Here is a 12421-nt window from a genome sequence, read left to right as displayed (position 1 = left end):
CGTTCAGGCATATTCACTATGGATGGCCGCATCGGTAGGTACGGCGCTTAGCGCACTGCAGGGTTTTGCCAACAGGGTATGCCGAAATGGCCAAGTAGTTCTGCGGTTTCGCATACCGGCAAGCCGACGACAGCGGAATAACTGCCATTGAGCCCTGCCACGAATACCGCCGCAAGCCCCTGGATGCCATAGCCACCGGCCTTGTCGCGGGGCTCGCCGCTGGCCCAGTAGCGGGCGGCCTCGTCATCGCCGATCGCCCGGAAGCGCACCAGGCTGCGTACCACCCGCGACTCGCAGCGCTGGCCATCGAGCACGGCAATGGCGGTCAGCACTTCATGTTCGCGATCCGACAGGGCCATGAGCATCGACTGCGCATCGGCCTGGTCCAGGGGCTTGCCCAGGATCCGCCCATCCAGGACCACCGCGGTGTCGGCGCCCAGGACACAGGCCGTAGCCTGGCCATCGGCGATCAGCGCATGCCCGGCCGCCGCCTTGTCGCGCGCCAGGCGCTCGACATAGGCCGCCGGGCTTTCATCGGGGAGAGGGGTTTCGTCGATATCCGCGTTGATGGCGGTGAACGGCACGCCGATCTGCGTGAGCAGTTCGCGTCGACGCGGCGAGCCTGAGGCGAGGTAAAGCGATTTCATCAAGACATCTCCCTGTCGAGGTACGGGCAAATGCCTGACCGAATCAGTTGATTTTGAAACGTCGGCGCAACCCGCGCAAACCGAAGCTGACCCAAGGCCAGAGCAAGGCACTGACCAATGCCGGCAGAACCAGCGCAAGGGTCGGTTGACGGTTGCCGGTCAAGGCGCTGAGCCACAGCTGGACCAGTTGCGCCAGGCCGAAGATCACCAGGATCACCAGGCTTTGCTGCCACATCGGGAACATGCGCAAGCGTTGTTGCAACGACAGCACCAGGAAGGTGATCAGGGTCAGGATCAGCGCGTTCTGCCCCAGCAACGTGCCGTACAGCACATCCTCGGCCAACCCCAGGCACCAGGCCGTGACCATGCCGACCTTATGCGGCAGGGCCAGGGCCCAGAAGGCCAGCAGCAAGGCCAGCCAGAGCGGGCGCAGGATTTCCATGAATTGCGGCAAAGGGGACACGCTGAGCAGCATGCCGATGGCGAAGGTCAGCCAGACCATCCAGCCGTTTCGGGACATTATTCTCTTCCTCCCGTGGAGGCCGGGGCCGCTGCAGGCGGCTTGGGCGCGGCGGGCCTGGTGACGGCTGGCTTGACCGGAGCCGGATGGGCCACGGGTTTGACCGGGGCCGTGACGGCTGGTGTCGTGGGGGTTGCGGCCGGTGCGACTGGAGCGGTAGCGGTCGCTGGCGTCGCTGGCACTACAGGCTTGGGCACGGTCGCCGGAACCACCGGAGTGACGGCGCCACCTTGCTGATCCTGCGCTTCCTGAGCCTGGGCCGCGTCGTTGGCACGCTCTTCGGCGGTGCGGTTATCGCTGAACACCAGCAGCAGGTAACGGCTGCGGTTCAAGGCGGCCGTCGGCACGGCGCGCACTATGGCAAATGGCTGGCCAGAGTCATGGATCACTTCCTTGACCGTCGCCACCGGGTAACCCGCCGGGAACCGCTGGCCCAGGCCGGAGCTGACCAGCAGGTCGCCTTCCTTGATGTCCGCGGTGTCGGCTACATGGCGCAGCTCAAGGCGTTCCGGGTTGCCGGTACCGCTGGCAATCGCCCGCAGACCGTTGCGGTTCACCTGGACAGGAATGCTGTGGGTGGTGTCGGTGAGCAGCAGTACACGGGAGGTATAAGGCATCAACTCGACCACCTGCCCCATCAGGCCACGGGCATCGAGCACCGGTTGCCCGAGCACCACGCCGTCGCGCTCGCCCTTGTTGATGATGATGCGATGGGTGAAGGGGTTGGGGTCCATGCCGATCAGCTCGGCCACCTCGACCTTCTCGTTGACCAGTGCGGAAGAGTTGAGCAACTCGCGCAGGCGAACGTTCTGCTCGGTCAGGGCGGCGAGCTTTTGCATGCGCCCCTGGAGCAACAGGTTTTCGGTCTTGAGTTTTTCGTTTTCGGCGACCAGTTCGGTACGGCTGCCAAACTGGCTGGCCACACCCTGCCATAGCCGTTGCGGCAGGTCGGTGATCCAGTAGGACTGCATCAGCACCAGCGACATTTGGCTACGCACTGGCTTGAGCAGTGTGAAGCGGGCATCGACCACCATCAGCGCGACCGATAGCACGACCAGCACCAACAGGCGTACGCCCAGTGAGGGGCCTTTGGCGAAAAGCGGTTTAATAAGCCGCTCCTCCCAGGCAAATGTTCTCTTTATTCATACGGCTTCAAACCGGCCTGGAGCAGAATGACAGAAGATAAACGCCAACAGGCAGCACTGCAAAGTGCTGCCTGCGAGCGGAACACATGGATGCACCCGGCGCGATTATTCGCTGGAGAGCAGGTCCATGGTGTGTTTGTCCATCATTTCCAATGCACGGCCACCGCCGCGGGCTACGCAGGTCAGCGGGTCTTCGGCGACGATCACCGGCAGACCGGTTTCCTGGGCCAGCAACTTGTCCAGGTCACGCAGCAGGGCGCCACCACCGGTCAGCACCAGGCCACGCTCGGCGATGTCCGAAGCCAACTCCGGAGGCGATTGCTCCAGCGCGCTTTTCACGGCCTGAACGATGGTTGCCAGGGACTCTTGCAGAGCTTCCAGCACTTCATTGGAGTTCAGGGTGAATGCGCGTGGCACGCCTTCGGCCAGGTTACGGCCACGAACGTCGACTTCACGGACCTCGCCGCCCGGGTAGGCAGTACCGATTTCCTGCTTGATGCGCTCGGCGGTGGATTCGCCGATCAGGCTGCCGTAGTTGCGACGCACGTAAGTGATGATCGCTTCGTCGAAACGGTCGCCGCCGACACGTACGGATTCGGCGTACACCACACCGTTCAGGGAGATCAGGGCGATCTCGGTGGTACCGCCACCGATATCCACGACCATCGAACCGCGGGCCTCTTCGACCGGCAGGCCGGCACCGATCGCGGCCGCCATCGGCTCTTCAATCAGGAACACTTCACGGGCACCGGCACCGAGGGCCGATTCACGGATGGCACGACGCTCGACCTGGGTGGACTTGCATGGAACGCAGATCAGCACACGAGGGCTGGGCTGCAGAAAACTGTTTTCGTGAACCTTGTTGATAAAGTATTGCAGCATCTTTTCGCAGACACTGAAGTCGGCGATCACGCCGTCCTTCATCGGACGAATGGCAGCAATGTTGCCCGGAGTACGACCGAGCATGCGCTTGGCTTCGGTACCGACAGCCACGACACTTTTCTGATTACCGTGGGTCCGAATGGCCACAACCGATGGTTCATTCAGGACAATACCGCGCTCGCGCACGTAAATAAGGGTGTTGGCAGTGCCCAGGTCAATGGAAAGATCGCTGGAAAACATGCCACGCAGTTTCTTGAACATGGGAAAGGGACCCTAGGCAACGCGTGGGTAAAAAAGTGCGGCAAACTCTAACAACGACAGGGATTTTGGGCAAGGCGCCAATATGTTAAATTGACCGCTTTTCTGTGCACCAACCCCCACAATCGCGGCCTTATGACCGTAGAAATGCGGTAGTGTTCCGACAATCTAACACACGGACGAGATCCGTTCTGTTTTCCACTGGAGAATCCCATGGCGCTTGAACGCTCCGACGTGGAAAAAATCGCTCATCTGGCCAGCCTTGGCCTCAATGAAGCCGATCTTCCACACATCACCTCCGACCTGAACAGCATTCTCGGACTGGTGGATGCAATGCAGGCAGTCGATACCGACGGTATCGAGCCCCTGGCCCACCCGCTGGAAGCCAGCCAGCGCCTGCGCGCAGACGTTGTGACCGAGTCCAATCATCGCGAGGCCTATCAGTCCATCGCACCAGCGGTCGAAAACGGCCTGTACCTGGTTCCGAAAGTCATCGACTAAAGGGAAAGAGCCTGCAATGCATCACATGACCCTGGCCGAGATCGCCCGCGGACTCGCCGACAAGAAGTTTTCCTCCGAAGAGCTGACCAAGACCCTGCTGGCGCGTATCACCCAGCTCGACCCGCAGCTCAACAGCTTCATCAGCCTCACCGAAGATCTCGCACTGCAGCAGGCCAAGGCCGCTGACGCCCGTCGCGCGAACGGTGAGAGCGGCGCCCTGCTCGGCGCGCCGATCGCCCACAAGGACCTGTTCTGCACCCAGGGCATCCGCACCAGCTGCGGCTCGAAGATGCTCGACAACTTCAAGGCGCCCTACGACGCCACCGTGGTCGCCAAGCTGGCCGCAGCCGGGACCGTGACCCTGGGCAAGACCAACATGGACGAATTCGCCATGGGCTCGGGCAACGAGACCAGCTATTACGGCGCGGCGAAAAACCCGTGGGACCTGGAACGCGTTCCGGGCGGTTCGTCCGGCGGCTCGGCCGCCGCAGTGGCCGCGCGCCTGCTGCCTGCCGCCACCGGCACCGACACCGGCGGCTCGATCCGCCAGCCGGCGGCGCTGACCAACCTCACCGGCCTGAAGCCGACCTACGGTCGCGTTTCGCGCTGGGGCATGATCGCCTATGCCTCCAGCCTCGATCAGGGCGGCCCGCTGGCGCGCACCGCCGAAGACTGCGCGATCCTGCTGCAAGGCATGGCCGGCTTCGACCCACAGGACTCCACCAGCATCGACGAGCCGGTACCGGACTACAGCGCCAGCCTCAACGGCTCGCTGCAGGGCCTGCGCATCGGCGTACCCAAGGAATACTTCAGCGCCGGCCTCGACCCGCGCATCGCCGAGCTGATCCACAACAGCGTCAAGGAGCTGGAAAAGCTCGGCGCCGTGATCAAGGAAATCAGCCTGCCGAACATGCAACACGCTATCCCGGCGTACTACGTGATCGCTCCGGCGGAGGCCTCCTCCAACCTGTCGCGCTTCGACGGCGTGCGGTTCGGCTATCGCTGCAAAGATCCGAAGAACCTCACCGACCTGTACAAGCGCTCCCGTGGCGAAGGTTTCGGCAGTGAAGTGCAGCGCCGGATCATGGTCGGTGCCTACGCCCTGTCGGCCGGCTACTACGACGCCTACTACCTGAAAGCGCAGAAGATCCGTCGCCTGATCAAGAACGACTTCATGGCTGCCTTTAATGAAGTCGACATCATCCTTGGCCCGACCACGCCGAACCCGGCCTGGAAAATCGGTGACAAGAGCAGCGACCCGGTCGCTGCATATCTGGAAGACGTTTACACCATCACCGCCAACCTCGCGGGCCTGCCGGGCTTGTCCATGCCCGCCGGCTTCGTCGACGGCTTGCCGGTCGGCGTGCAGCTGCTCGCCCCGTATTTCCAGGAAGGCCGTCTGTTGAACGTTGCCCACCAGTATCAGTTGCACACTGACTGGCACACCCGCACACCAACCGGCTTCTGAGGAGAAACACATGCAATGGGAAGTCGTGATCGGGCTGGAGATTCACACCCAGCTCACCACCAAATCGAAGATTTTCTCCGGTAGTTCCACCGCCTTCGGCGCCGAGCCCAACACCCAGGCCAGCCTGGTGGACCTGGGTATGCCCGGCGTACTGCCGGTGCTGAACCAGGAAGCAGTGCGCATGGCGGTCATGTTCGGCCTGGCCATCGACGCCGAGATCGGCCAGCACAACGTGTTCGCCCGCAAGAACTACTTCTACCCGGACCTGCCCAAGGGCTACCAGATCAGCCAGATGGAACTGCCAATCGTCGGCAAGGGCCACCTGGACATCCCGCTGGAAGACGGCACGGTCAAACGCGTCGGCATCACCCGCGCGCACCTGGAAGAAGACGCCGGCAAGAGCCTGCACGAAGAGTTCAACGGCGCCAGCGGCATCGACCTGAACCGCGCCGGCACCCCGCTGCTGGAAATCGTTTCCGAGCCGGACATGCGCAGCGCCAAGGAAGCCGTGGCCTACGTCAAGTCGATCCACGCCCTGGTGCGTTACCTGGGGATCTGCGACGGCAACATGGCCGAAGGCTCCCTGCGTTGCGACTGCAACGTGTCGGTACGCCCGAAAGGCCAGGCCGAGTTCGGCACCCGCTGCGAGATCAAGAACGTCAACTCGTTCCGCTTCATCGAGAAAGCCATCAACTCGGAAGTCCAGCGTCAGATCGAGCTGATCGAGGACGGCGGCAAGGTCATCCAGCAGACCCGCCTGTACGACCCGAACAAGGACGAGACCCGTCCGATGCGCAGCAAGGAAGAAGCCAACGATTACCGTTACTTCCCCGACCCGGACCTGCTGCCGGTGGTCATCGAGGACTCGTTCCTCGACCAGGTACGCGCCACCCTGCCGGAACTGCCACCGCAGAAACGCGAGCGCTTCCAGGAGCAGTTCGGCCTGTCGGTCTACGACGCCAGCGTACTGGCCTCGAGCCGCGAGCAAGCGGACTACTTCGAGCAAGTAGTGAAGATCGCCGGTGACGCCAAGCTGGCGGCCAACTGGGTCATGGTCGAGCTGGGCAGCCTGTTGAACAAGCAAGGCCTGGAAATCGACGAGGCGCCAGTCTCGGCCGAACAACTGGGCGGCATGCTGCTGCGCATCAAGGACAACACCATCTCCGGCAAGATCGCCAAGACCGTGTTCGAAGCCATGGCCAATGGCGAAGGCCAGGCCGACGAGATCATCGACAAGCGCGGCCTCAAGCAGGTCACCGACACCGGTGCCATCTCCGCCGTATTGGACGAAATGCTGGCGGCCAACGCCGAGCAGGTCGAACAGTATCGCGCCGCCGATGAAGCCAAGCGCGGCAAGATGTTCGGCTTCTTCGTCGGCCAGGCGATGAAGGCCTCCAAAGGCAAGGCCAACCCGCAACAGGTCAACGAACTGCTGAAAAGCAAACTCGAAGGCTGACGGCAGTATTGATGGCGGAGTTCGAATATTCCGCCTCTGTAGGAGCGAGCTTGCTCGCGATTGCGTTGTCTCAGACAGAACGCCATCGCGAGCAAGCTCGCTCCTACATTTGTTTTCGGGGGTCCTGATTGATGAAACGCTTACTGGGTTGTCTGGTCCTTTTCTCATTCCTGGCCGGCTGCGCCAGCCATGTCATCGACCCGCGGGGTTACGACAAGACCGGCGTTGCCTCCTACTACGGTGCCAAGCACCACGGCAAACGCACCGCCAGCGGCGAACCCTTCAACCAGCACGGCATGACCGCCGCGCACCGCGAACTGCCGTTCGGCACCCGCGTCAAAGTCACCAACCTCAATAACGACAAGAGCGTCGTGGTCCGGATCAACGATCGTGGCCCGCATACCCGTGGCCGCCTGATCGATTTGTCGCGTGCCGCCGCGCAACAGTTGGGTATGATCAGAAGCGGCACCGCCAAGGTGCGCGTGCAAGCCATCAGCGACTGACCCACGGAGCCCTGATCATTTTCGGATTAACCGATTTACCGCTGCTCAGCGTCCTTCAATTGTTCAGCGGCCTGATCCTGCTGGTCGCCGGCGCCGAATTGCTGGTACGCGGCGCGGTCCGCCTCGCCGCCCGCCTGCGTGTACGGGCGCTGATCATCGGCCTGAGCATCGTCGCCTTCGGCAGCAGCGCCCCGCAGATGGCCGTCAGCCTGCAAGCCACCCTGGCCGAAAACACCGACATCGCCGTCGGCAGCGTGATCGGCAGCGGCATCTTCAGCATCCTGGTGACCCTCGGCCTGTCCGCCCTGATCATTCCGCTGCGGGTATCGCGCCAGCTGGTGCGGCTGGATATCCCGTTGATGATCCTGGCCAGCCTGCTGGTATTCACCCTGGCCTACAACGAAGAACTGACGCCCCTCGACGGCCTGATCCTGCTGGCCACGCTGATCCTCTACCTGGGGTTGCTGCTGCGCCAGTCGCGGCACTCGGCGCGCCCGCCTTCCCAGCAAGACTCCGACACACCCCGCGCGCACTGGCTGAGCAGCCTGCTGTGGATGATCGGCGGCCTGCTCCTGCTGGTGTTCGCCGGCCATCTGCTGGTCGAAGCGGCGGTGGAAGTCGCCACCGACCTGGGGCTGTCCGAGCGCATCATCGGCCTGACCATAGTCGCCGTCGGCACGTCCCTGCCGGCCCTGGCCACCTCGCTGATCGCCGCACTGCGTGGCCAGCGCGACATTGCCGTGGGCAACGTCATCGGCAGCAACCTGTTCAACCTGCTGGGGGTCCTGGGCTTCACCGCCCTGGTGGCGCCGACGCCCCTGTCGGTATCGCCCAACGCCGTGGACTTCGACCTGCCGGTGATGCTCGGCGTCGCCATGCTGTGCCTGCCGGTGTTCTATTCGGGTTATCGGGTCACGCGCGCCGAAGGCCTGCTGTTTCTCGGCCTGTACCTGGCCTATGGGCTGCACGTGGTGTCCTTCACCACCGGCATGCCGCTGGCCGGCAAGCTGGAAGACTTGATGCTGTTTTTTGTCCTGCCAGTGCTGGTGGCGTTCCTGCTGTTCAGCTCGCTGCGGGCCTGGCGCCGCCAACATAAAAAAGGGGAAGCGCAATGACCGAGAATAAAAAGCAGGGCGTGGAAATGCGCCGCCAAGTGATGGGCGATGCCTTCGTCGATCGCGCCCTGGGCAACGCCACCGAGTTCAGCCAGCCGCTGCAAGACTTCGTCAACGAACATGCCTGGGGCAGTGTCTGGAACCGCGAAGGCCTGCCGCTGAAAACCCGCAGCCTGATCACCCTCGCCGCCCTGACCGCGCTCAAATGCCCGCAGGAACTCAAGGGCCATGTCCGCGGCGCCCTGAATAACGGCTGCACGGTGGAAGAGATTCGCGAGGCGCTGCTGCATTGCGCGGTGTACGCCGGCGTACCGGCGGCGATCGACGCATTCCGTGCCGCCCAGGAAGTGATCGACACTTACCAGAAGCCGGAATGATCCGTTGCAGGAACGCGACGTGCCCGCGATGGCGGCCTGCCTGGCACACCGCTATCGCGGGCCATCGAGCGTCGACGGGCCAATCCTACAAGAGCACTAGTGGCCTGTACGGTTAATTCGGCTACTCAAATTCGAGTGCCAGGGCTTGCCAGGCAAGGCGCCATGACGAGTCGTAGCCCGCTACGGCGAGGAATGGCAACGCAGCCTGGCGAGTACTGGCGCCGAAGTCGAGTGCACGAATTAGCCACACAGGCCACTAGATCCACCCGCCCCACTGCAGCAGGAAGATCCCGATATTGGTGGTCACCGCCGCCATCAGCGTAGTGATGACGATGATCGCTGCCGCCAGTTCATGATTGCCATTGGCCGCCCGGGCCATGACAAAGCTCGCCGCCGCGGTCGGGCTGCCGAAATACAGGAACAGAATCCCCAGTTCCGCCCCGCGGAATCCGCAGAGCCAGGCCCCCAGGGTGGCGAAGACCGGCAGGCCGACCATTTTCACCAGGCTCGAACTCAAGGCCAGGTCGCCGCTCTCGCGTAGCGCCGCCAGGGACAGGGTGCCGCCAATGCAGATCAACGCCAGCGGCAGGGTCATCTGCGCCAGGTACTGGCCGGACGTCTCCAGCCAGGTCGGCAGGCCGATCTGGAAGACGGCGAAAGGCGTTGCCGCCAGGACGCTGATGATCAACGGGTTGCTGACCACGCTTTTGCAGATGCTCCACGGGTCGGACTTGATCACCGGGCTGTACACCGCCAGGACGATAGTCGACAGGGTGTTGTAGAACAGGATCACCAGCGCCGCGAGAATCGCCCCGAGGGAAATTCCGTAGTCGCCATACATGCTGGCCGCAAGCGCCAGGCCGATGACCCCGTTGTTGCCGCGGAACGCGCCCTGGGTGTAGATGCCTCGGTCTTCCCGCGGGCAGCGCCAGATCGCCCAGCCCCAGGCGAAGGCAAAGCTGGCCAGGGTGGCCACGGCGAAATAGATCAGCAGCCCCGGCTTGAGCGCCGAATGCAGGTCGGCATGGAGGATCCCGAGAAACAGCAGCGCCGGCATGGTGACGTTGAACACCAGGGCCGACGCCGTGTGGATAAAACCGTCGTTGATCCAGCCGATGCGCTTGAGCAGCACACCGAGAAACAACATGGCGAATACCGGCGCGGTGATATTCAGCGTTTCGAGAAAAATGGCCAGCATGCCGGGTCAACCTTGAGCCTGTCGTTAGGCGGCTAATGATAAGCGCGCCATGCTCAAAAGCCACGCCCGTTGCGTCGGAGTGCCGCCCAGATCGATCACAGCCTCGCGCTGCTCGGCAGCGGCTGCAGGCGTTGCCTGGCAGTTCCAGCCTCCTGCTGGCTCAAGAACGACGCTCGCTTCGCGGTACAGGTGGGGGCGTGACAATTCCAGTGCACGCCGTCGATGTAGCCGCTGTCGCAGGCTGCGATAAGTCCGCAGGCCCCCCCAGCGGTATTGAAACCGCTCACCGGAAAGGCGACTGGCCGAAGCGTTTAAGTCAGCGCACAACTTAAAAACAGGCATCGACCGCAATTCGACGCCTGTCGCCAACCTACATTGCAAAAAAAACCTGCTTGACGAGTCAGGATTTTGCTTTATGCTCGCAAACAACTGTATATACATACAGTTTTTTTTTGAAATACCTACGACATATCAAGGAGCTAGAAATGTCAGGTCTACACACTCAGCAGCAGGAACAGCTGCAGTACAAAAGCCAGATCGTTGCCGATCTGGACAGCCTTTTCAGCGAACGCGGCATTGCCATTTCCGGTGACGGCGACCACCTGGTACTGATCGCCGACGGTCATCACACCATCAAGTATCACAAACCCGGAATCCTCCCCGCGGCACCGGGGAAAAACTTCAAGAGCCTGCCCCAGCTGCGTTTCGAGGGTGGCGAGCACACCGCCATCGGCGACGCCACCCTGCTGCGCTTCGTCAAGGACGCCCCCGGCGTTCCGGCCTGGCAGGTCGAATTGCACCTGCCCAATGGCCTGGCCCTGACCTACGGCCAGGTGGTGGCGCTGGGTGGCGATTTTTATGGCATCCCCGACCAGCCGATCTGCGAAGGCGCGACGCCGGTGGATCGCTTGCAGCGTTTTACCGCCGCGTTCAACTCGCTTGCCGTGTTGCCGGCGGCCAAGGACGAGGCGAAACAGATTCTCGCGGTGATGCAGAAGGAAATCGCCGCCGCCAACCAGGCACTCAAGGACGGCCGACAACCCCACGAGGCCTATGACGCCCTCGGAGATACGTTGTCCGAAGAGTGGAACAAGATCACCGGCGGCGGCAGTTTTGCCTCGGCACTGTTCCCCCTCGGTCGCTACCTGAAACTGGCGGCCAACAATGCCGACCATTTCGGCGAATGGGCGCTGCTGGCCTATGTCGCCGGTCACACCGCGGCCCTGCAGCAGGCGGTGCTGGCGCACAAGAACGCCGACGAGAAACAGCTGGAACTGGCCTATGCCATGAACGCCTTCGCCGATCACTTCCTCACCGACCTGTTCTCCGCCGGCCATGTGCGGGTACCGCGCAAGCAGCTGGCGGCGGTGGTCACGCCGAGCGACCTCGGCTCACTGATCACCCGCTTCATGCACGACGAAGACAGCAAGTTCGGCCTCAACGTCAGCAATGCCCAAGGCGACCGCTGGCATGCCTATGGCGACAAGCGTTATTTCGACACCATCGACAGCAACAACCGCAAGCAGGTCAAGCTGGCGGTGCAACGCTCGGCGGACGAGATCTTCGAAAGCTACCTCAGCGGAACGGCCCCGACGCCTGGCAACTTCACGGCGCTGAAGCTGCTGCCGGACCTGAACGCAGCCAAGAGCAGCAACTTTTCACCGCTGTTCGTGATGCAGGGCGACAAGGTGCTGCGACGCGGCGACGTGAACAACCTGAACGATACCAAGACCATCGACAACTGGTGGGGCTGGAGCACTTACCTGCTGCTCAAGGACTACAAGCCCAACAAGCCGACGGGCTACCAGGAAGCACCGACGCTTACCCCGAGCATCCAGGCCAATGGCTGGCAGAGCCAGACACCCAGCGAACCCAACTGGTTGCCGGGCAATGCCGTGCGTTATGCCTTCAGCTACACCAATGGCTTGAACGAGTCGTACATCGGCCCCTGGTCCGCCTACGCCGAACTGAGCGAACGCTTCCAGCCGACCCTGAATGTGCCGGTGGATACCGGCGGCGGTTCCAGCGGGCGCAACCTCTTCCGCCAGTTCCGCGGCGGTTCGCCGGAGCTGATCGCCTCGATCGACAAGACCACCACCACTTACATCGACCGCAATGCCTGATAAGGACATCGACATGGCTATCAATCTGACTCTAGAACTGGCCTCGGGCCAATCCCTGCAGGGTGCGCCCCTGGAACTGCTGGTCAACGGCGCTCCCGTCGCGCGGGCAACCGTCGACCAGCAAGGGCGCGTGGCCTTCGATGCCAAGCCCGCTGCCGGGCAACTGGCCGTGAGGGTCGATCGCTCGATTCTCAACGGCCGCTAAAAGCAGCGCGAGCACGCTTCGCC

The 12421-nt window shown here is 62.6% G+C and carries 13 protein-coding genes; 8 read left to right on the top strand and 5 right to left on the bottom strand.

Annotated elements, in window-relative coordinates; genetic code table 11:
• Positions 1 to 47 precede the first annotated feature (47 nt).
• The 4 genes from IF690_RS05420 to mreB form a co-directional block, all read right to left on the bottom strand.
• Complete coding sequence (locus IF690_RS05420; protein ID WP_202699133.1) at positions 48 to 647, bottom strand: Maf family protein; 600 nt, start codon at positions 645 to 647, stop codon at positions 48 to 50.
• A 43-nt stretch (positions 648 to 690) separates the two neighbouring features.
• Entirely contained in the window at positions 691 to 1167 is a 477-nt protein-coding gene (gene mreD / locus IF690_RS05415; RefSeq protein ID WP_009042183.1) for a rod shape-determining protein MreD, read from the bottom strand.
• Positions 1167 to 2276, bottom strand: coding sequence for a rod shape-determining protein MreC (gene mreC / locus IF690_RS05410; protein ID WP_202701306.1), 1110 nt, complete (start codon positions 2274 to 2276; stop codon positions 1167 to 1169). The genes mreD and mreC overlap by 1 nt, the downstream gene beginning before the upstream one ends.
• 141 nt (positions 2277 to 2417) lie before the next feature.
• Positions 2418 to 3455 (bottom strand): rod shape-determining protein MreB, encoded by a 1038-nt coding sequence (gene mreB, locus IF690_RS05405; protein WP_002555108.1) that lies wholly within the window; start codon positions 3453 to 3455, stop codon positions 2418 to 2420.
• Between the two features lie 210 nt (positions 3456 to 3665).
• Between mreB and gatC the strand changes: the two genes are divergently transcribed.
• The 6 genes from gatC to IF690_RS05375 all read left to right on the top strand — a co-directional run bounded on the left by gatC (position 3666) and on the right by IF690_RS05375 (position 8872).
• The gene (gatC, locus tag IF690_RS05400; protein WP_009042181.1) at positions 3666 to 3953 is read left to right on the top strand and encodes an Asp-tRNA(Asn)/Glu-tRNA(Gln) amidotransferase subunit GatC; all 288 of its coding nucleotides are present in this window, start codon (positions 3666 to 3668) and stop codon (positions 3951 to 3953) included.
• 16 nt (positions 3954 to 3969) lie between these two features.
• On the top strand, positions 3970 to 5421 hold the full coding sequence (gene gatA / locus IF690_RS05395; RefSeq protein ID WP_202699132.1) for an Asp-tRNA(Asn)/Glu-tRNA(Gln) amidotransferase subunit GatA: 1452 nt from the start codon (positions 3970 to 3972) through the stop codon (positions 5419 to 5421).
• A gap of 10 nt (positions 5422 to 5431) precedes the next feature.
• Complete coding sequence (gene gatB, locus IF690_RS05390; protein WP_016701701.1) at positions 5432 to 6877, top strand: Asp-tRNA(Asn)/Glu-tRNA(Gln) amidotransferase subunit GatB; 1446 nt, start codon at positions 5432 to 5434, stop codon at positions 6875 to 6877.
• Between the two features lie 131 nt (positions 6878 to 7008).
• Complete coding sequence (locus tag IF690_RS05385; protein ID WP_202699131.1) at positions 7009 to 7380, top strand: septal ring lytic transglycosylase RlpA family protein; 372 nt, start codon at positions 7009 to 7011, stop codon at positions 7378 to 7380.
• A 41-nt stretch (positions 7381 to 7421) separates the two neighbouring features.
• On the top strand, positions 7422 to 8495 hold the full coding sequence (locus IF690_RS05380; RefSeq protein WP_286673847.1) for a calcium/sodium antiporter: 1074 nt from the start codon (positions 7422 to 7424) through the stop codon (positions 8493 to 8495).
• Positions 8492 to 8872 carry a carboxymuconolactone decarboxylase family protein gene (locus IF690_RS05375; protein WP_038582098.1) on the top strand — a complete coding sequence of 127 codons (381 nt, stop codon included), beginning with the start codon at positions 8492 to 8494 and terminating at the stop codon, positions 8870 to 8872. The genes IF690_RS05380 and IF690_RS05375 overlap by 4 nt, the downstream gene beginning before the upstream one ends.
• A 256-nt stretch (positions 8873 to 9128) precedes the next feature.
• Here IF690_RS05375 and IF690_RS05370 read toward each other — a convergent pair whose 3' ends face one another.
• Positions 9129 to 10070 carry an AEC family transporter gene (locus IF690_RS05370; RefSeq protein ID WP_202699129.1) on the bottom strand — a complete coding sequence of 314 codons (942 nt, stop codon included), beginning with the start codon at positions 10068 to 10070 and terminating at the stop codon, positions 9129 to 9131.
• Between the two features lie 485 nt (positions 10071 to 10555).
• Here IF690_RS05370 and IF690_RS05365 point away from each other — a divergent pair, with 485 nt between their 5' ends.
• The gene (locus IF690_RS05365) at positions 10556 to 12193 is read left to right on the top strand and encodes a phospholipase (RefSeq protein ID WP_202699128.1); all 1638 of its coding nucleotides are present in this window, start codon (positions 10556 to 10558) and stop codon (positions 12191 to 12193) included.
• A 13-nt stretch (positions 12194 to 12206) separates the two neighbouring features.
• Positions 12207 to 12398 carry a hypothetical protein gene (locus IF690_RS05360; RefSeq protein ID WP_081362691.1) on the top strand — a complete coding sequence of 64 codons (192 nt, stop codon included), beginning with the start codon at positions 12207 to 12209 and terminating at the stop codon, positions 12396 to 12398.
• Positions 12399 to 12421 lie beyond the last annotated feature (23 nt).

Origin of the sequence: Pseudomonas sp. SK3(2021), from assembly GCF_016772375.1 — a bacterium.
GTDB classification, from domain to species: domain Bacteria; phylum Pseudomonadota; class Gammaproteobacteria; order Pseudomonadales; family Pseudomonadaceae; genus Aquipseudomonas; species Aquipseudomonas chlororaphis_I.
Note: the sequence above shows the minus strand (reverse complement) of the source record. Positions and strands in the feature narration are given on the sequence as shown.

What these genes read in the sequence shown, in the direction of transcription:
- mreB (WP_002555108.1), bottom strand. Translation starts at nt 3,455, where the DNA reads ATGTTCAAGAAACTGCGTGGCATGTTTTCCAGCGATCTTTCCATTGAC.
- gatC (WP_009042181.1), top strand. Translation starts at nt 3,666, where the DNA reads ATGGCGCTTGAACGCTCCGACGTGGAAAAAATCGCTCATCTGGCCAGC.
- gatB (WP_016701701.1), top strand. Translation starts at nt 5,432, where the DNA reads ATGCAATGGGAAGTCGTGATCGGGCTGGAGATTCACACCCAGCTCACC.
- IF690_RS05420 (WP_202699133.1), bottom strand. Translation starts at nt 647, where the DNA reads ATGAAATCGCTTTACCTCGCCTCAGGCTCGCCGCGTCGACGCGAACTG.
- gatA (WP_202699132.1), top strand. Translation starts at nt 3,970, where the DNA reads ATGCATCACATGACCCTGGCCGAGATCGCCCGCGGACTCGCCGACAAG.
- IF690_RS05360 (WP_081362691.1), top strand. Translation starts at nt 12,207, where the DNA reads ATGGCTATCAATCTGACTCTAGAACTGGCCTCGGGCCAATCCCTGCAG.
- IF690_RS05370 (WP_202699129.1), bottom strand. Translation starts at nt 10,070, where the DNA reads ATGCTGGCCATTTTTCTCGAAACGCTGAATATCACCGCGCCGGTATTC.
- mreD (WP_009042183.1), bottom strand. Translation starts at nt 1,167, where the DNA reads ATGTCCCGAAACGGCTGGATGGTCTGGCTGACCTTCGCCATCGGCATG.
- IF690_RS05365 (WP_202699128.1), top strand. Translation starts at nt 10,556, where the DNA reads ATGTCAGGTCTACACACTCAGCAGCAGGAACAGCTGCAGTACAAAAGC.
- IF690_RS05375 (WP_038582098.1), top strand. Translation starts at nt 8,492, where the DNA reads ATGACCGAGAATAAAAAGCAGGGCGTGGAAATGCGCCGCCAAGTGATG.
- IF690_RS05385 (WP_202699131.1), top strand. Translation starts at nt 7,009, where the DNA reads ATGAAACGCTTACTGGGTTGTCTGGTCCTTTTCTCATTCCTGGCCGGC.